Consider the following 18,227-nt stretch of genomic DNA (forward strand, 5'->3'; position numbering starts at 1 on the left):
GTGACCCCTCAACAGCGAGGCTAGGCGGGGATGGCGAGCGCCCAGGCCTGGACGCGAACCTCCGGGCCCAGCTCGAGCCGGTACTCCTCGGATCCGGACGGGTACGCCCGGAGCGTCGTGGCGACACCGCCGGCCCGGTATACCTCGATAATCGAGGCGTCGAGCAGGACCCGCACCTCGCCGTCGGCGCAGACCTGCCCCTCCCACACCAGCTGATCGCCCAGGAGGAGGCGCACGCTCCCGGAGCCGGTGAGCACCGCCTCGGCCTGGTCGGGCAGGGCGAGGCGAGGGGCGCCGTCGTGCGCGCCGGGCGCATCCGCTGCGACGAGCACCGACGCCCGGAGCGCGGCGAGCTCGGGCGCCGGCCGGAGCTCGACGGCGTCGCCGGCCACGCGCAGCTCGCGCGGGAACGTGAGCGCGCCGGACCAGCCGACCGCGTCGCACTCATCCTGCGTCCGCCCGAGCACCCCGGCCGGCGTGACCTCCTTCGCCCAGCCCCACACGAGGACCCGGTCGTCCGCCTGCACGGCCTGCGGGGCGTAGAACGAGCCGCCCAGATCGGACAGGCCGCAGGAGCGCGGGGCGAACACGGGCAGCCCGGTGAGGGCATCCAGCGCGAGCGAGCCCACGAGGTGGCCCACGCCCGTGAGCTGGTCGTCGAGCCACAGGGAGAACACGGCCGCCCACGAGCCACCGGACCGGACGAGCTGCGGGCACTCCCAGATGTTCGCCTGCGGCAGCCCGGCCGCGACGGGGTCCTCCGACGTGAGCCACACGCCGTGGTACTCCCACGCGGTGAGGTCGTCGGCGCCGTAGAGGAGGATGGCGGCGTCGCCTGAGTCGAGCCCGGCGCCCTGGATCGCCCAGCGGTGCCCGGCGAACTCGAACAGAAACGGGTCGCGGACCGCGATCACGCGGGGGTCGTCCGGCATTCCGGCCGCCACGACGCCGTCCTGCGTCCACTCGACGAGGTCGGCCGAACCGCGGGCGAGCACGACCTGCGAGCGCCCGGACCCGTCCACCACCCCGGAGTACACGGCGGTGGGAACGCCTGCATCGAGGGTCGCGACGCCGGTCCAGCACCCGTAGGCGTCCGGCCCGCCGTACTGCGGGGCGAGGGCAAGCGGGTGGGCGTCCCACCGCACCAGATCAGCGGAGCTCACGTGGCCCCAGTGGATCCTGTGGTGCCGGGCCGACTCGGCGTTGTGCTGGAAGAACACGTGCCAGCGCCCGTCGGCGAATACGATCCCGTTCGGATCGTTGACCCATCCCTGAGCGGGGCGGGGGTGGAGCCGGGGGAAGGACCTGTCGGGGTGCGCGGCCGGCCCGGCAATCGGGACGGCGGAGGAGACGGGGGCAACGGAAGTCATCAGAGTGCTTTCTACTTGCCGGCGCCGGCGGTGAGGCCGTCGCGGAGGGTCCGCTGGCCGATCAGGAAGACGATCAGCGCGGGGATCATGGACAGGACGACACCGGCGAGGACCACCGAGATGCTCCCCGTGCCCATGTTGCCCTGGAGGGACACGAGGCCGAGGGGCAGGGTGAAGTTCTGCTCGGAGATGGTCAGGATGAGGGGCCGGAAGAACTCGTTCCAGTGGAAGTTGAACGCGAGGATCCCCACGATCGCGAGGCCCGGCATGGCCAGTGGGGCGTAGACCGAGCGGAAGATCCGGAATGGTGACGCACCGTCGATCGCGGCGGCCTCGGCGAGCTCCGCCGGCAGGCCCAGGAAGTACTGCCGCATGAGGAACGTGCCGAACGCGGTCGGGATGGCCGGGAGGATGAGGGCCAGGAGCGTGTCGGAGAGGCCCATGCCGCGGATGAGCATGAACACCGGCACGATCGTGACCTGCACCGGGACCATCATCGTGGCCAGGACGAGCGAGAACAGGGCGCCCTTGCCGCGGAACTTGAGGAACGCGAACGCGTACCCCGCGAGCGCCGCGGAGAACATCTGCCCGATCGCGATGAGCCCCGTGACGAGTGCGCTGTTGAGCACGAGCAGCCCCATGTCGACCTGCTTGAACACCTGCGCGTAGGAGGAGAAGTCGGGGTTCCAGGGGATGAACGAGGGCGGGAGCTTGAGCGAGTCCGCCGGCGGCCGCAGGGACGTGGACAGGGTCCACAGCACCGGGCCGAGGGTCAGCGCCGCAGCCAGGACGAGGATGGCGATGCGTCCGGTGAGGGACCAGTCGAGCGCACGACGGCGGCGCCTCGCCGGGGTGCTGGGGCTGCGGTCCTGCTGGGCGTGGCCCGTGCGGGCTCCGCGGTCGGAGGGGACAGGGACGGGAGTCGCGGTGGTGGTCATGGGGGGCCTCACTGGTAGAAGACGAAGCGCTTGCTGAGCCGGAACTGCAGGGCCGTGACGGCCATGATGACGAGCATGAGGACCACGCCGATCGCGGAGGCCTTGCCGAACTGGAGCTGCTGGAAGGCGGTCTCGAAGATCACCATGACGGCCGTGCGGGTCGAATCGCCGGGCCCGCCGCGGGTGAGCACGTAGGGCTGGTCGAAGACCTGGAGGGCGTTGATGATCGCCATGACGGAGGCCACGAGGGTCGTGGGGCTGATGAGCGGCAGCGTCACGTGGCGGTGCTTGCGCCAGCCGGTCGCGCCGTCGAGGGAGGCGGCCTCATACGTCTCCTGCGGGATCGAGGACAGCGCCCCGAGGAAGAGGAGGAACGAGAACCCGAAGTTCTGCCATACGTAGACGAGGACCACCACGGTGGCGGAGCCGAACGGCGTCGTGAGCCACGGGACCGCGGGGATGCCGACCGTCCCGAGGAGCCAGTTGACCACGCCGAACTGTTCATTGAAGAGGTACTTCATGAAGATCGAGACGCTCGCCGCCGAGAGGATGAGCGGGAAGAAGAACGCGGAGCGGAAGAAGACGCGCAGCCAGTTCGGCAGCCGGTCCTGAATGAGCACCGCCAGGCCGAGCGCCACGCCGAGCTGGAGCACGACGGCGACGGCCACGAACGCGATCGTGTTGCCGAACGCGACGCGCACCGTCGGGTCCGAGGCCATCTCCGTGAAGTTGTCGAGGCCGGCGAACTGCGGGGGGCTGATGATGTCCCAGCGGAAGAACGCGAGGAGCACCGAGGCGACGATCGGGATGACGGTGAACACACCCATGCCCACGATCGTGGGGGCCAGGAACAGCCACGCCATGAGGCGGGAGCCGCGCGAGGCGCTCGGCGCGGTGGTGGGCCCGCCGGGGGCGCTGGCCCGGATTGCGGCGCGGCCCGCGCGGGCTCCTGCGCGGGGGCGGGCGGCGGTGGTGCTCATGCGGTCCTCCTGAGGGCCAGCTCGAGGTCGTTCTGGAGGGAGGCGAGGGCGCTCTTGAGCTGCTGCTCGTCCCCGCTCACGGCCAGAGAGACGTTCTTGATGAGGGCGGTCTCGACGGCCGCCTGCTGGGGCGGCGCCGGGATCGGGCCGGTCGTCGGGAACCGGTCGAGGGTGTCGTAGAAGACCTTCCAGTGGGCCGGCCCCTTGCCTGAGTACAGGGCCTCGTTGACCATGGAGCGGCGGGCGGGGGTCGTGGTCGGCGTGGAGAAGAGCAGTTCCATGGCCTCGCGCGAGGCGCTGAACTTGATCCACTCCCAAGCGGCGTCCTTGTCCTTCGCGGTTTTCATGATCGCGTAGCCGGCGGTGCCGAACTGGTGGCGCTGCGCCGCTGCCCCGGGGCCGGTGGCCCAGCGGGGGAAGAACTGGACGTCGAAGTCGTTCGGGCCCATGCCTGCGTCGGCGAGGCCCTGCACCCAGTAGCCGCCGGCGGGCGTGGCGCCGATGCGGCCCGAGGCGAAGAGGCCGACGAGCGAGTTGCCGCCGCCCTCCTCGGGCCGGACGCCGAGGCCGTCCTGCACGAGCCCCCGGAGGAAGTCGAAGGTCTCGTAGACCCGCGGGTCGTTCGCGTTGGGAGCCTCCCACAGGTACCCGCCGGAACGGGTGGCGCGGGAGGGGTCTGAGGCGTAGAAGCCGTCCCACAGCCAGTTCCCGCCGGTGGCGCGCTGCTCCGTGAGGACGGACGTGCCGTTCGCGTAGAGCCACGGGACCACGCCGCCGAAGAGCCGGTTGGTCCAGTAGTACGGGGTGAAGCCGCTCGGGTTGGCGCGCCGCATCGCGGAGAGCGCGGACCGGAAGTCGAGGTGGGTCCAGTCGTCGGCGGGGCGCGAGAGCCCCGCGGCCGCGAAGACCTTGGTGTTGTAGTACATGTCCGCGGCGTTCCAGTCCATCGGGAGCTGGTAGAGGCTCCCGCGGTACATGAACGCCTCGACGAGGCTCGGGTGGACGTCGGCGAAGTACTCGGCCATGACCGAGGCGTCGCGGCGGATGTAGTCGTCGAGGGGGTGCGCGAGCTTCTCGGCGAAGAGCTGCGCGCCCTCGGTGGCGACGTAGACGACGTCGGGCGGGTTGCCCGCGGCGACCATGGTGAGGATCTTGCTGAAGAAGTCCTTCCAGTCCACGGCCTGGATGGCCTGGACGCGGACCTTGATCTCGGGGTGGAGGCGCCGGAACGCGTCGACCGCCTTCTGGCGGGCCGCGGCGTCGGCGGCCGTGCCGAGGATCGCGATGCTCAGGCTGCCGTCGTTGCGGCCGGGGATGTCGGTTCCTGTCAAGCGGGGCCACGAGGCCACAGTGGCTCCGAGGATCCCGACGCCCAGGGCCCCGAGCGCGGTGCGCCGCGAGATCTCGCGCAGTGTGAGCGAGTCGCCCATGACTCTCCTTTTGATGGGTTCCGCGGCACCGAGGCCGCTCCTAACACGTGTTAGGAATCGTAGATGTGACACCTAACACGTGTCAAGTGGTTTCTGTTGCCTGCGTCACAGCAGGGTCTCCGCCACCCTTCCCACCGCCGCGGGACAGGGCGGAATGGCATGCGCCCGCGGGCTCGTGCCACGCTGGGACCATGCCCGCCCGCCGTCCCGCGCCCAGTGGACCGTTCCTGCTCGCCGCGCTCATCGCGGCCGCCGCCTGCGCCGCGGTGTACTGGGCGTTCGTGCGCACGGCGGTCGGCCAAGGGCTCGACGAGCAGGCCCTGCTCGAGGCTGCGGCGATGTTCGGCGGCTGGAGCAGGACCAACCTCGCCGCGCTCAACTACCTCCCCGCCGCCTCCGCGGTGGCCGCCGCCGGGGTGCTGCTCTGGGCCGCGCTCGCACGACGCCGCCGGGCCGTCTCCGCGGTGGCCCTCGCCGCCGCGCTGGTCGCCAACGCCGCCGCCTACGCGCTCAAGCACTGGGTGTTCTCCCGGCCGGACCTCGGCTATGGCGTGTTCGGGGAGAACACGATGCCCTCCGGCCACACGACGCTCACGGCGTCGGCCGCGGCCGTGGTGTTCCTCGCGGTGGGCCCGCGCTGGCGCCCGGCCGCGGCCTTCGCGGGCGCCACGTACGCCGCGGCGAGCGGCCTCGCGATGCTCGTGAACCAGTGGCACCTCGCCGGGGACGTCGTCGACGCGCTGTTCCTCGTCGGTGCGGTCATGTGCCCGGCGTACTGGCTGGTCCTGCGGCTCGAGCGTTCCGGGGCTGCGGGCACGCGTCTGGAGGACGCCCAGCGCCGCTGGCTCACTGCCTCGGTCCGCGCGTGCCTGATCGCGGCGGCCGTGGCCGCGGTCGCGCTCGCCCTCGCTCTGATCGTTCCGCACGCCGACAGGAGGGTGGGCACGGTCCCACAGTTCCTGGCCGCAGGCGGGGCGGCCGTCGTGGCCGCGGCGTACGCGGGCTCGGCGGGGGCGATCTGGCTCACCGGCCCGCGCACCGCAGCGGCTGAAGCGCACTTGGGAACTCCACAGCCCCGTGTGCGACGCTGGAGGGCATGACCATCAGGGACCGCGACCGTCACGTGCCCCACGCCGCCCCCGCGCGGAGGCTGCCCGCAGCACCGCCGGCGCCGCTGGGCCCGTTCGTCGTCGCCTCCCTCGCCGCCGCGGCCGGGATCCTGGGCACGTACCTGTTCTTCGTCCGCACCACCACGGGCCAGTACATCGACGAGTCCGCCCTCGTCGAGGCCACGCAGCTGTACGGCGGCACGGCGGCGCGCGCCGCCCTGCGCTTCCTCGACTACCTCCCGGCGCTCTCGGTCGCCGCGGGTGCCTTGGCGCTCGGCTACGCGGCGCTCGTACGACGCCGGTGGCTCGCCTCCCTCGTGGCCCTCGCCGGCGCGGCCGGCGCCAACGTCGCCACGCAGGTGCTCAAGAACGACGTCCTGACGCGCCCGTTCCGCGGCGTCGAGACGATCACCGAGAACTCGCTCCCGTCCGGGCACACGACCCTCGCCGCGGCGGCCGCCGCGGCGGTGTTCCTCGTCGTGTCCCCGCGCTGGCGCCCGCTCGTGGCGTTCGCCGGGGGCACGTACGCCGTCGGGACCGGCGTCGCGACGCTCGTGAACCAGTGGCACCGGCCGGCGGACGTCGTGGCCGCGTTCCTCGTCGTGGCGGTGTTCATGGCCCCGGCGGCATGGGTCGTGCTCCGCACCGGGGCGAGCTGGAACACATGGGACGGCTTCGGGAGCCACCCCGGGTCGTGGCGGCTGTGGGTCACGCTGCCAACGCTCGCGGGCCTGGTCGCGGCGGCGTTGGCCGTCGTGGAGCTCCTCCGCATCGCCCCGATCGCGGGCCAGGAGGTCAGCACCACCAACTACTTCTGGGCGGGATCGTCCTTCATCGTCATCAGCGGCTACCTCGTCGCCACGGCCGCGTCATGGCTGGTCGGATCCGCCGCGAGGCGCCATCCCGCGTGACGCCCCGCTCCGGCGTGACGCCCCGCTCCCGCCCGACGCTGCCGGCCCCGGGACGGCCTGCGCCCGCGGTACGCTCCACGCCAGAACGCCGGCCGCGGCGAGCCCGAGCAGCCCCGCGGCCCCGACCCCCACTCCGAGCGCCGAGGCCGCGGTGACGGCGGAGAGCAGCACGGGACCGAGCGTGCTCCCGGAGTCCGCCATGAGCCGCCAGAGCCCCAGGAACTGCGCCCGGCCGTGGTCCGGCGAGAAGTCGGCGCCAAGCGTCATGATCATCCCGGAGCCGATCCCGTTGCCCAGCCCGAGCAGGCACGAGACGGCGAGGAACGGCCAGAACGCGGCCGTGAACGGCATCGCGACGAGTGCCAGTCCCATGATCGTCATGGACGGGACCGCGACGGCCAGCCGTCCCCGCACGTCCATGAGCTTCCCGCCCGGGTAGAACAGCAGCAGGTCCACGCCCCCGGCGATCCCGTAGACGAGCGAGGCCGTCGGCGCATCGAGCCCGAGGTGCTCGGCCCACAGCGGGATGACGACTTGGCGCGACTGCCGCACGGCCGAGACGAACAGGACCCCCAGGCCAACCGTGGCGAGGACCCTCCAATGGGTGGCCGCCACCCGCGCGAGGCGAGGCTGCGGCGCGCGGCCCTGCCCGGCGGCGTCGTCCTCGAGGTCCGGCATGAACAGCGCGACCGCCGCTGCCCCGGCGAACACGGCCGCCCCCACCCAGTACGCGCCGCGGAGGCCCCACAGCTGCATGGCGCCGGCGCCGAGGAACGGGCCCAGGAACAGGCCGATCCGCAGCGTCCCGCCGAGGGTGGACAGGGCCCGGGCGCGGAACGCCGGCGGGACGGCCTCGGTGAGGTACTTCTGCCGGGCCAGGTTCGTGACGCTCGCGGCCATCCCGAGCACCACGAGCGCGGGCATGAACTGCCACAGCTCGGTGGCCAGGGCCGAGACGGCAAGCGCGACGGCGCCCGCGGCCTGCGCGCCGACGATCGCCCACCGCTCTCCGAACCTGACCGTGAGGAGGGAGGCGGGCAGGTTGAAGACGAGCGAGCCGAGCCCGATCAGCGTGACCGTGAGCGCGGCAACCGCAACGGACCCGCCGAGGTCGCGCGCCGAGAGCGGGACAACAGGCAGGATCGCGCCCTCGCCGATCGAGAACAGCACCGACGGGCCGAAGGCCGGGACAGCGATCGAGAGCAGGGAGAAGCGCTCGTTGCCTGATCGAACCACTCCCCCACTCTAGGCCCACGTGGCGCCGGCGCGTCGCCGGACGGGGGCGGGCCTACCGCTGGTAGCCCGACACGATCGCCGCGGCGATCTGCCGGTACGCCCGCCGCGTCGAGGGGCGGAGGCGGCCCAGATCAACGAGGTCGCCGTCCGCCATGGAGCGGTCATGCGGGACGGCCACGAGGGCGCGGCACATGCCTGAGAGGGTGGCCTCGATCGCTGCCTTGTCGACACGGGCGGAGACGTCGTCCTTGTCGGTCACCACCACGATGGCGCCCTGCGCGAGCCGGTCGTAGCCGTGTGCGGAGAGCCAGCGCAGCGTGTCCCGCGCCCGCTTCGCGCCGCTGACCGCGTAGCCCGCCACGACGACGATGTTGTCCGCGTCCTCGAGGATCCCGCGCATGGCCGGGCGGCTCACGCCGGTACCGCAGTCCGTGAGCGTGACGGCGAAGTGCCGTGCCACGAGGGCGTGCACGCGGCGGTAGTCCTCGGCGGTGAGCGAGTCGGAGAGTTCCGGGTCCTGCTCGCCCGCGAGGAGGTGGAGGCTGCCCGCGTGGTGGAGGTACCTCATGAGGTCCGCGCGCGATGTCACCGAGCTGAAGTCGCGCAGGAGACTCGTGATCGAGTGCCGACGCTCCGACTCGTAGGCCCCCTCACCGAGCGCACGCTCCACGAGGTCGCCGGCGTCCGGGTTCGCGTCAATCGCGCAGGGCGGCTCAGGCCGCAGCTCCGCGAGCGTCAGGCCCACGCCCACGGTCGTGGACGTCTTGCCGATCCCGCCCTTGAGGGAGAGGAACGCCGTGTTCCAGTTGCCCTCGAGGCGCCGGGCGATCTGCTTCTCGAGCAGTTCCTCCTGGCGCTCCCCCTCGGACGGGCCGAGGTTCAGCGCGCCGCCCGTGAGCCGGTACAGGAACCCGCGGAAACCGCCGGGCGGGGGCACCGGGGTCGAGCGGATGAACCCTGCGGGCGCCTCGACCGGCTCGGCCCGGGGCTGCAGTTCCCGCACCTGTTGCTGGGGTGTGCTCGCCAGGCTCCCCGTCACAGGCTGCTCGCGCACGACGGCGGGCGCCTCCTCCCGCTGGACGTGCCGGTGCGTGGGCCCCGGGGCGGCGGGCTCGGCGTGGGCTGCATGGTGCTGGGCCGGCGCTGGCGGCGCGGACGCTGGAGCCGGTGGGGGTGCTGGCGCGGCTGGGGCCTGGGCCGTCGGGGCCGGGGTGGGGGCCGACGGCGCCGAGGTGGGGGCAGGGGGCGCCGAAGTCGGGGCTGACGCAACGGAAGTCGGAGCCGAGGGGGTGCGGGTCGGCGGGGTTGGGACCAGCGAGGTTGGAGCCGTCTGGGGCCTCGGCGCCGCGGGCCGGGCGGCCGGTGGTGCCGTGGGACGCGGCGGCGCGGCGTTGGCGGCGCCCGCGACCGGTGAGGCATCGGCCGGTCGGGGTCCGGCCGGGCGAGCTGGTGCCGCCGGTTCGGCTGCGGCGACCGGAGCGGAAGACGGAGGTATGGGTGGAGGCGCGTGGCCGCCGTCGTGCGTCGGGTCGGGTGCGGACTGCAGTCCAGGCGCCGCGGCGGGACCAACTGATGGCCCGTCGGGGCGGCGGGCGGCCTCCTGCTCCTCCCGGAGGCGCCGCGCCTCGCGGCGGGTCATCGGAACGGGTGGCGGGGCCTGCTCCCCAGCTGGCGTCTCCATGTGCTGCCCCTTAGGGTCCTCGGCGGCTACCTGAGGCGGTCAGCTCAGGCTGGAGGCCTTGAGCCGCTGGATGAACAGGCGCGACTGCTCCGGGCCGTACGGGAGGATGGGGACGGCCTTCGTGGCGTCGTCCGGGGTCTCCCGCGTGGCCTGCACGGCCGAGCGCACCGCCGTGGCCATCGTATCGGCCATGGTGCGCACGAACGCGTCGCTGCACAGGCCGCCGTGACCGGGCACGAGGTTCTCGTATCGGTTGCGCAGCGCCGAGATGTGCCGCAGCGCATCCGCCCACTCCTCCGGGAACGAGTCCCCGAACTGCGGGTACGCGCCCTCCTCGACGAGGTCCCCGGCGAACAGCGTCGAGGGGGTGCCGACGAGCAGGTCCCCGTCGGTGTGGCCGCGGCCGAGGTAGAACAGGGTCGCAGAGGTGCCGCCGAGGTCCACGAGCACGGGCTGGTCGCGCACGATCGCGGTGGGCACCACGATCTCGGTGCTCTCCCCCTCGCCCGCTGCCATCTCCGGCTCGGCCCCGGCGACGGCCGGGCGCTGCGCCCCGGCGTTCTCCGCGATCTCCGCCGCCGCGTTCTCGTGAGCGTAGAACTCCGTGGCGCCCGCCGCGGCGAAGACGGCGTTGCCGAAGAAGTGGTCGTAGTGCGCGTGGGTGTTCACCACGACGAGCGGCAGGTCCGTCTTCTCCCGCACCGCGGCGAGGATCTCGGCCCCCTGGCGCGGACCCTGCCCCGTGTCCACCACGAGGGCACGGTCCTTCCCCACCACGAGCCCCACATTGAGCCTCAGTGGCTCCGTGGCCAGGACATAGGTGTTCGCTCCGAGATCCTGCCATGCAGCCACTTGTGTGCCGTCCTTCCGTGGGCGTTCCGGGGTTGCCCCCGATTCTGCCATGAGGCCTACAGGTCCGCGAGGACGCTGCCGGGCCGCTCGACCGCGTCGGCCACGAAGCGGAGGAACCCGCCCGCGGTGCCGCCGTCACACACCCGGTGGTCGAACGTGAGGGTCAGCTGGACGACCTTGCGGACCTTCAGCTCGCCGTCCACGGCCCACGGACGGTCGATGATCCGGCCCACGCCGAGGATGGCCGCCTCGGGGTAGTTGATGATCGCCGCGCTGCCGTCCACGCCGAACACACCGTAGTTGTTCAGGGTGAAGGTGCCGCCGGTGAGGTCCGCGGGGCTGGCCTTGCCATCCCTGGCCAGCGCCGTGAGGCGGCGGAGCTCGGCGTCGAGCTGGCGGGCACTCAGCGTGTGGGCGCCGCGGATGGCGGGGACCACGAGGCCGCGCTCGGTCTGGGCCGCGAAACCGAGGTTGACGCCGTCGAACCCGACGATCTCCTGGCCGTCCTGCGTCTGCTCGATGCGGGTGTTGAGCTCCGGGAACCTCGTGAGGCCCGCGAGAACGAACCGCGCGATGAACGCAAGCAGGCTCGGCGTGTTCTGCGGGTCGCGGCGCTTGAGGTCGTGGCGCAACTCGACGAGCGCCGTGGCGTCCGCGTCGACCCAGACCGTGGCCTCGGGGATCTCCGTGCGGGACCGGACCATGGCCTGGGCGACCGCCTTGCGCACGCCGGTGACAGGGGTGCGGGCCGCGATGCCGAGACCTGTCTTCGCGTCCACCTCCCCCGCCGAGGTGGGGGTCCTGTCCGCCGACGCGGGGGTCCTGTCCGCAGAGACCGGAGCGGCAGACTCCACGTCGCGGCGCATGATGAGACCGTCCGGCCCGGTCCCGGCCACGTGCGCGAGCGAGACATTCAGTTCCCTCGCCAGGCGTCGCACGATCGGTGAGACGACGCGCACGGCGCGGGCGGGCGCCGTCGTGCGCTCGGGCTCGCGTTCTGCGGGGGCGGACGACGCCGCGGCCCCCTTGCGCCGTCGGGTGCGGCCGCCAGAGGTTCCCCCGGGGGTGCCGTAGCCGATGAGGACGTTGCCGGAGCCGGACTCCTTCGCGGGCTCCTTGGCCCCGGCGCGCTCCTCGGTGCGGTAGGCCTCGCGGGCGGGGGACCCCACCTCGGCGTCACCGGACCCCACCTCGGCGTCACCGGACCCCACTTCGGCGTTACCGGACCCCACCTCGGCGATGGTGATGAGGGGGGCGCCCACGTCGAGGGTCTGGCCCGCCTCGCCGTGCAGCACGGCGACGGTCCCGCCGAACGGCGTCGGAACCTCGACGATGGCCTTGGCCGTCTCGACCTCCGCGATCGGCTGGTCCACGGCCACGGTGTCGCCCACGGCCACGAGCCACCGCACGAGCTCGGCCTCGGTGAGGCCCTCCCCGAGATCGGGGAGCGCGAACGTCTTCTGGGCTGAGTTCTGGGCAGTCACGGCGGTCGCCATGTCAGTCCTCCCACTGCAGGTCGTCGAGGGCGTCGAGGATGCGGTCGACGCTGGGCAGGTAGTAGTGCTCGAGCTTGGGCGGCGGGAACGGGATGTCGAACCCTGTCACGCGGCGCACGGGCGCGGCGAGCGAGTGGAAGCAGCGTTCCTGGACCCGCGCCACGATCTCGGACGCGACGGAGGCGAAGCCCGCGGCCTCCGCGACCACGACGGCGCGGCCCGTCTTGCGCACGGACGCGCACACGGTCTCGTCGTCGAATGGGACGATCGTGCGGACGTCGACCACCTCGACCGAGCGGCCCTCCGCCGCGGCGGCCTCGGCGGCGGCGAGCGCGGTCGAGACGGTCGGGCCGTAGGCGATGAGGGTCGCGTCCGTGCCCGGGCGGGCGACCGCCGCGGCGCCGTCCACGCTCAGCCGCCGCGCGCCGTCGTGCGCGGACGCGGCCGCCGAGGCAGAAGCAGCAGCAGAACCAGCGCCGCCGAACTCGGCCCGGAGTGCCTCGAGGTCCACGAGGTCCTTGGACCAGTAGAGCTTCTTCGGCTCCATGAACACGACCGGGTCGTCGGAGGCGATGGCCTCGCGGAGCGTGCGGTACGCGTCCGTGACGGTCGCGGGGGCGAAGACCTTCAGGCCCGGGGTGTGGGCGTAGTAGGCCTCGGAGGAGTCGCAGTGGTGCTCCACCCCACCGATCCCCCCGGCGAACGGGATGCGGATCACGATCGGCAGGCGGACCTTGCCGCGCGTGCGGTTGTGCATCTTGGCGATGTGGCTGGCGATCTGCTCGAACGCCGGGTAGGCGAACGCGTCGAACTGCATCTCGATGACCGGGCGCAGGCCGTTCATGGCCATCCCGAGCGACATGCCGGCGATCCCGGACTCAGCCAGCGGGGTGTCGAAGCAGCGCGCCGCCCCGAACTCCTTCTGCAGCCCGTCCGTGATGCGGAAGACGCCGCCCAGGGTGCCGACGTCCTCGCCGAACACGACGACGTTCTGATCGGCCCGCATGGCGTCGGCCATGGCGGTGGTCAGGGCCTTGGCGAAGGTGAGGGCCTCGGGGCCGCCCTTCGCGGTGGCGCGGGCCTCGGCGGCCTCGGCAACCGTGCTCATGGTCAGTGCTCCTCTCGGGAAAGCTCGTCGGCCAGCTGGGCGGACTGCTCGCGCAGCTGCGGGGTGGGCTCGGTGTAGACGAACCGGAAGAGATCCAGGGGGTCCACATCGGTCTCGGAGCCCAGGCCGTCGCGCAGCTGGCGGGCCGTCTCCTCAGCGTCCGCGGCGAAGGCGGCCTCCGCCCCGTCGGTCAGGGTGCCGTCAGCGCGGAGGTACTCGCGCATGCGCTTGAGCGGGTCCTTGAGCGCCCACGCCTCGACCTCCGCATCCTTGCGGTAACGCGTCGCGTCGTCGGCGTTCGTGTGCGCCTGCATGCGGTACGTGTACGCCTCGACGAGCAGCGGGCCCGAGCCGGCCCGCGCCAGGCGCACGGCACGGTCCAGCACGGCGAGGAGCGCCACGAGGTCGTTGCCGTCTACCCGCTCGCCGGCCATGCCGTAGCCGATCGCCTTGTGCGCGAGCGAGGGGGCCACCGTCTGGTGGGCCAGCGGAACGGAGATGGCGTACTGGTTGTTCTGGACGAAGAACACCACCGGCAGGCTGAACACGGCGGCGAAGTTGAGGGCCTCGTGGAAGTCGCCCTCGCTCGTGGCGCCGTCGCCGCACATCGCGAGGACCACGGTGTCCTCGCCGCGGAGCTTCGCCGCGTGGGCAACACCGACCGCGTGGAGGAGCTGGGTGGTCAGGGGCGTGGACTGGATGCCGACCTTGTGCTCGTGCGGGTCGTAGCCGCCGTGCCAATCGCCGCGGAACAGGGTCATGGTCTCGACCGGGTCGACGCCGCGGGTCATGACGGCGACCGAATCGCGGTACGTGGGGAACATCCAGTCGCCCTCGGACAGGCAGAGCGCGGCGGCGACCTGGCAGGCCTCCTGGCCGTGGCTGGACGGGTAGACCGCCATGCGGCCCTGCCGGACGAGCGCGGAGTTCTGGTCGTTCACGCGGCGGCCGATCACGAGGCGGCGGTACGCCTCGAGCAGCTCCGAGCTCGCGGGGATCGGGTAGTCGTGGCCCGGGGCCGAGCCGCGCTCATCCTCGGGGCGCAGCGTTCCGCGCTCGTCGAGGATCTGGATCTGGGGCACGCGGCCATGCACGGGGAGCATGTAGTCCTCGATGCTGATCCCGAAGCTGCGGATGGCCTCCTGTGCCTCTGCGGGAAGGGTCATGGCTCCTCCTTGGTACGGCGCTGGACTTTCCTCAAGTATCCGCGTTTGTAGCCATTCGTATGCGGGAAATGGGAAGATCATGGAAAAGTGGTGCCAAATCCTGTCGTATTGAAGACGAAATGGCACCATGACGTGGATCACAGGAGGTCTGCATGGACGATCTGTACGCCGGCCCCGGGGCGTCCCGGCGCCCCGCCGAGCCGCGGCCGCTCGACGACGTGGACCGCGCCATCCTCGCCCAGCTCACCGAGGACGCCCGCCGGTCCGTCACGACCATCGCCGAGAACGTCCACGTCTCCCGCGCGCACGCCTACAACCGGATTGCAAAGCTCCAGGCGGACGGGGTGATCACCAAGTTCACCGCGCTCGTGGACCCGCTCCGCGCGGGGCTGCGCTCGAGCGCCTACGTGACCCTCAAGGTGCGCCAGCAGACGTGGCGCGACCTGCGCGAGCGCCTCCGGACCATCCCGGAAGTCCACCACATCGCGCTCGTGGGCGGCGACTTCGACGTCATCATCCTCGTGCGCGCCGTGGACAACACCGATCTGCGCCGCGTCGTGTTCGACCAGCTGCAGAACATGCCGGGCGTCCTGGACACCCAGACGTTCCTCGTCTTCGAGGACCTCGACACCCGCTGACCCCCGGCGGGGCGGAGGGGCCGCCTCAGTGGTGGAAGGCCTCCGCCGGGCCCGGGTCGGGGAACGGCGTCTCGGCGGCGTCGAGGAAGGCCACGGCCGCGCGGAGATCGTCGAGGAAGCTCGCTGCCAGATCGCGGGTGAAGCCGTTGCGGACCACGATCCGCTGCACCGTCAGGTCGGCGAGGCCGTCCGGCATGGGGTACGCGGGCACGAGCCAGCCGTTCATCCGCAGCCGGTCCGAGAGGTGGTGCAGGTTCCACTTGTCGGTGTGGCCCTGCGCAAGGCTCCACGCGAAGACGGGAATGTCGGAGCCGTCGTTCCACAGCTCGAACGCGTCCATGGCGCCGATCTCCCCGGCCAGATACTCGGCGACGTCCCGGCACGCGCCGTGCACCGCGCGGTACCCCTCGAAGCCGAGCCGCAAGAACAGGTAGTACTGCAGGAGCACCTGGGCCCCGGGCCGGGAGAAGTTGAGCGCGAACGTGGGCATGTCCCCGCCGAGGTAGCTCACGTGGAACACGAGGTCGTCCGGCAGCGCGGCCGCGTCCCGCCACACGACCCACCCGAGGCCCGGGTACACGAGTCCGTACTTGTGGCCGGACGTGTTGATGGATGCCACGCGGGGCAGGCGGAAGTCCCACTCGAGCTCGGGGGCGAGGAACGGCGCGATCATGGCGCCGGAGGCGCCGTCCACGTGGATCGGCACGTCGAAGCCGGTCGAGGCCTGGATCGCGTCCAGGGCCCGCGAGATCTCGGCGACCGGCTCGTACATGCCGGTGTACGTCACGCCCATGATCGCCACCACGCCGATCGTGTTCTCATCGACATACCCCTCGAGCCCGTGCCCGTCGAGGACCCGGTGCTCGCGCGAGATCGGCACGAACCGCGGCTCCACGTCCCAGTAGTTGCAGAACTTCTCCCAGCACACTTGGACGGCCGAGCTCATCACGAGGTTCGGCCGGTCCGCGGGCCTGCCCGCGGCACGCCGGGCGTGCTGCCACCGGCGCTTGAGCGCGAGCCCGGCCAGCATGCAGGCCTCGGAGGAGCCGATCGTGGATGTCCCGACGGCGTGCTCGGGCTCGGGCGCGTTCCACAGGTCGGCGAGCATGCGCCAGCACCGGTGCTCGATCTCGGCGGTCTTGGGGTACTCGTCCTTGTCGATCATGTTCTTGTCGACGGTCTCGGCGTAGAGCCGCGCGGCCTCGGGTTCCATCCACGTGCCCACGAACGTCGCGAGGTTGAGCCGGGCGTTTCCGTCCAGCATCGCGTCGTCGTGGACCACCTGGTACGCGGTGCCGGGCAGGCTCTCGTCCTGGGGAAGGGTGAACCGCGGGAACTCGGTGGCCTCCCCCGGCCTGCTGAACAGCGGGTTGAGGTCGATGTCGCCCTCCGCCGCGGCGTGCGCGCTCCGGCCGCGGCCGTGGGAGGAGGGGTGGAAGGACGATCGTGTGGCGGACACGTCGGGGCTCCTGTCGGGTCGCGTCGAGGTCGCTGCGCGGCACGGCCTGCGGCGGCCAGCCGGGCACTGCCCACGCTACCGGCCACGGCGGGGGGACGTCGAGGAACCGGGAGGCCACGGACGTGCGATGGTTGGAGCAGGAGTGAATGCGAGGAGGGGCTATGTCCGGCAACGACGCTGCCAGCGACTCCGCCAGTACCGATGGCGGTGCCGCACCCCGCGGCCGCCCGCCGTGGGTGTGGGTGCTGCTCGCTGCGTGCGTGGTCGTCGCTGTGGGCGTGGTCGTCGCGATCGCCGGCCTTTTCATGGCGCCGTCGCCCCAGCCGCCGCCCGCGGAGGCGCCGTCGTCCGCGGCGGCCGGCGGGACGCCGTCGTCCGCCGAGAACGCGTCCGCGTACGGGCTCGGCGACCCGCTCCCGTTCACCGCGCCACCGGTGTGGCACGCGGCCCCGAGCGCCGAGTACCGCCTCACCGCCGCCGCCGGCGAGCTGCACTACGTCTCCGACTCGGGCTGCAGCCTCTCGTTCCGGGTCGGACCGCTGCACCCGCGCACCGCCTCGCCGTCACCCTCGGGCACAGCACGCACGACGCCGGGCGCCTCCTCGGCGGGCCCCTCGCCGACGGCGTCGCCCGCCAGTGACCCGGAGACGGCGGCCACACGGGGTGCCCTGGCCGACGCGATCGCGGCGGTGCGTGCCTCTGCGACGGGCGAGGGCGTGAGCGACGAGGGGTCGATCGTGGTCGCCACCCTCGACTCGCTCACGGGTCCGCTCGTGGACATGGCCGGGGCGGCGTTGAAGGTCGCGAACGCGGACGGCACGGTCACGTATGCCCGTCTGGGCGTGCGTGCCGTGCCGTCGGCGCAGTCTGTGGTGTCGATCGTGGTGGAGTGCCCGTCGCCCGAGGCGGCCGCGACGGCGATGAACCACGCGAGCGTCCACGCCTACCTCGCGGCCAACTAGCAGTACCGGACCCCACAACAAGCAGCCAGAGACCCCACGATGTTGCGGGGTCTCTGGCTGGCAGTTGCGGGGTCTCTGGCTGGCAGTTGCGGGGTCAGCGGCCGGCGAAGACCGGCTTGCGCTTCTCCTGGAAGGCCTTGAAGCCCTCGGCGTAGTCCTCGGACTCGCACAGGGCTGCCTGGGCCTTGTTCTCGGCCTCCATGGACTCCCAGAGCCCGAGCCGGCGGTCACGGACCTGCGCCACAAGCTCCTTGGAGGCGACGAACGCGCCGGTAGCGCCGCCGGCGACGCGGCCGACGATCTCGCGGGTCCGCTCCAGGAGCTCCTCCGCGGGGAACGCGCGGGAGAACATCCCGGAGCGGACCGCGTCGGCGCCGCTCATGAGCTCTGCCGTGTACACGAGGTCCAGCGCGCGGTGCATGCCGAGGCGCTCGGTGAAGTACCAGTGCCCGCCCGAGTCGAGCGTGGCGCCCAGGTTCGCGAACGGCGAGCCGATCTTCGCGTTCTCCGCCACGTACACCACGTCGGTGGCGAGCAGCAGGCCGAGGCCCACGCCGAGCGTGGCCCCCTGCGCCGCGGCGAAGGTGGGCGCGGGGAACGCGGCCATCTTCTGCATGAGCGGCGTCACGAGGCCGCCGAGGTAGCCGAGCACGTCGTCGTCCGCGGGCACCACGCCCGAGATGTCGCGCCCGGCGCAGAACGCGCGGCCCTCGCCGCGCAGGAGCAGCGCCCGCACCTCGCCGCGGGAGGCGGCGGCAGCGGCGTCATCGTAAGCGGAGGAGAGCTCCGCGAGCGCGGCCTCATCCAGGGCGTTGAGCTTCTCGGGCGCGTCGAGGACGACCTCGGCGACGCCGCCGGCGATGGTCAGGGTGATCATGGGCGCTCTCTCCC

At 72.4% G+C, this 18,227-nt stretch carries 16 protein-coding genes; 4 read left to right on the forward strand and 12 right to left on the reverse strand.

What is annotated here, in order from left to right; translation table 11 throughout:
- Positions 1 to 20 precede the first annotated feature (20 nt).
- From SCMU_RS15645 to SCMU_RS15660, 4 genes are all read right to left on the reverse strand, one after another.
- Entirely contained in the window at positions 21 to 1,370 is a 1,350-nt protein-coding gene (locus SCMU_RS15645) for a glycoside hydrolase family 32 protein (RefSeq protein WP_229230029.1), read from the reverse strand.
- Positions 1,371 to 1,381: 11 nt separating this feature from the next.
- Complete coding sequence (locus SCMU_RS15650; RefSeq protein ID WP_229230030.1) at positions 1,382 to 2,308, reverse strand: carbohydrate ABC transporter permease; 927 nt, start codon at positions 2,306 to 2,308, stop codon at positions 1,382 to 1,384.
- An 8-nt stretch (positions 2,309 to 2,316) separates the two neighbouring features.
- Positions 2,317 to 3,171 carry a carbohydrate ABC transporter permease gene (locus SCMU_RS15655; protein WP_443020337.1) on the reverse strand — a complete coding sequence of 285 codons (855 nt, stop codon included), beginning with the start codon at positions 3,169 to 3,171 and terminating at the stop codon, positions 2,317 to 2,319.
- Between the two features lie 113 nt (positions 3,172 to 3,284).
- The gene (locus SCMU_RS15660) at positions 3,285 to 4,718 is read right to left on the reverse strand and encodes an ABC transporter substrate-binding protein (protein ID WP_229230032.1); all 1,434 of its coding nucleotides are present in this window, start codon (positions 4,716 to 4,718) and stop codon (positions 3,285 to 3,287) included.
- A gap of 191 nt (positions 4,719 to 4,909) precedes the next feature.
- Between SCMU_RS15660 and SCMU_RS15665 the strand changes: the two genes are divergently transcribed.
- Together SCMU_RS15665 and SCMU_RS15670 are read left to right on the forward strand one after the other, a co-directional pair.
- Complete coding sequence (locus SCMU_RS15665; RefSeq protein ID WP_229230033.1) at positions 4,910 to 5,818, forward strand: phosphatase PAP2 family protein; 909 nt, start codon at positions 4,910 to 4,912, stop codon at positions 5,816 to 5,818.
- Positions 5,815 to 6,738 (forward strand): phosphatase PAP2 family protein, encoded by a 924-nt coding sequence (locus SCMU_RS15670; protein ID WP_229230034.1) that lies wholly within the window; start codon positions 5,815 to 5,817, stop codon positions 6,736 to 6,738. Before SCMU_RS15665 ends, SCMU_RS15670 begins: the two co-directional genes overlap by 4 nt.
- Here the strand turns inward: SCMU_RS15670 and SCMU_RS15675 are convergent.
- The 6 genes from SCMU_RS15675 to pdhA form a co-directional block, all read right to left on the reverse strand.
- Complete coding sequence (locus SCMU_RS15675) at positions 6,697 to 7,974, reverse strand: MFS transporter (RefSeq protein WP_229230035.1); 1,278 nt, start codon at positions 7,972 to 7,974, stop codon at positions 6,697 to 6,699. The two genes, SCMU_RS15670 and SCMU_RS15675, sit on opposite strands and share 42 nt — an antisense overlap.
- Positions 7,975 to 8,026: 52 nt before the next feature.
- A complete protein-coding gene (locus SCMU_RS15680; RefSeq protein WP_229230036.1) occupies positions 8,027 to 9,028 on the reverse strand; it encodes a MinD/ParA family ATP-binding protein in 1,002 nt (333 codons plus the stop codon).
- Positions 9,029 to 9,694: 666 nt separating this feature from the next.
- Positions 9,695 to 10,558, reverse strand: a complete 864-nt coding sequence (locus tag SCMU_RS15685) for an MBL fold metallo-hydrolase (RefSeq protein ID WP_443020159.1) — start codon at positions 10,556 to 10,558, stop codon at positions 9,695 to 9,697.
- Between the two features lie 5 nt (positions 10,559 to 10,563).
- Positions 10,564 to 12,003 (reverse strand): dihydrolipoamide acetyltransferase family protein, encoded by a 1,440-nt coding sequence (locus SCMU_RS15690; RefSeq protein WP_229230038.1) that lies wholly within the window; start codon positions 12,001 to 12,003, stop codon positions 10,564 to 10,566.
- A 1-nt stretch (position 12,004) separates the two neighbouring features.
- Positions 12,005 to 13,111, reverse strand: a complete 1,107-nt coding sequence (locus SCMU_RS15695; protein ID WP_274602879.1) for an alpha-ketoacid dehydrogenase subunit beta — start codon at positions 13,109 to 13,111, stop codon at positions 12,005 to 12,007.
- Positions 13,112 to 13,113: 2 nt separating this feature from the next.
- On the reverse strand, positions 13,114 to 14,277 hold the full coding sequence (pdhA, locus tag SCMU_RS15700) for a pyruvate dehydrogenase (acetyl-transferring) E1 component subunit alpha (RefSeq protein WP_229230039.1): 1,164 nt from the start codon (positions 14,275 to 14,277) through the stop codon (positions 13,114 to 13,116).
- A 152-nt stretch (positions 14,278 to 14,429) separates the two neighbouring features.
- Here pdhA and SCMU_RS15705 point away from each other — a divergent pair, with 152 nt between their 5' ends.
- Positions 14,430 to 14,915, forward strand: coding sequence for an Lrp/AsnC family transcriptional regulator (locus SCMU_RS15705; protein WP_229230040.1), 486 nt, complete (start codon positions 14,430 to 14,432; stop codon positions 14,913 to 14,915).
- A 25-nt stretch (positions 14,916 to 14,940) separates the two neighbouring features.
- On the opposite strand, the gene gad is transcribed toward SCMU_RS15705, so the two are convergent.
- Positions 14,941 to 16,296, reverse strand: coding sequence for a glutamate decarboxylase (gene gad, locus SCMU_RS15710; protein ID WP_229233068.1), 1,356 nt, complete (start codon positions 16,294 to 16,296; stop codon positions 14,941 to 14,943).
- Between the two features lie 239 nt (positions 16,297 to 16,535).
- On the opposite strand from gad, the gene SCMU_RS15715 reads away from it, so the two are divergent.
- On the forward strand, positions 16,536 to 17,336 hold the full coding sequence (locus tag SCMU_RS15715) for an RAD23 family protein (protein ID WP_229230041.1): 801 nt from the start codon (positions 16,536 to 16,538) through the stop codon (positions 17,334 to 17,336).
- Between the two features lie 94 nt (positions 17,337 to 17,430).
- Here the strand turns inward: SCMU_RS15715 and SCMU_RS15720 are convergent, their stop codons facing one another.
- Entirely contained in the window at positions 17,431 to 18,213 is a 783-nt protein-coding gene (locus SCMU_RS15720; protein WP_229230042.1) for an enoyl-CoA hydratase/isomerase family protein, read from the reverse strand.
- Positions 18,214 to 18,227 lie beyond the last annotated feature (14 nt).

It is taken from the genome of Sinomonas cyclohexanicum (assembly GCF_020886775.1).
GTDB lineage: Bacteria > Actinomycetota > Actinomycetes > Actinomycetales > Micrococcaceae > Sinomonas > Sinomonas cyclohexanicum.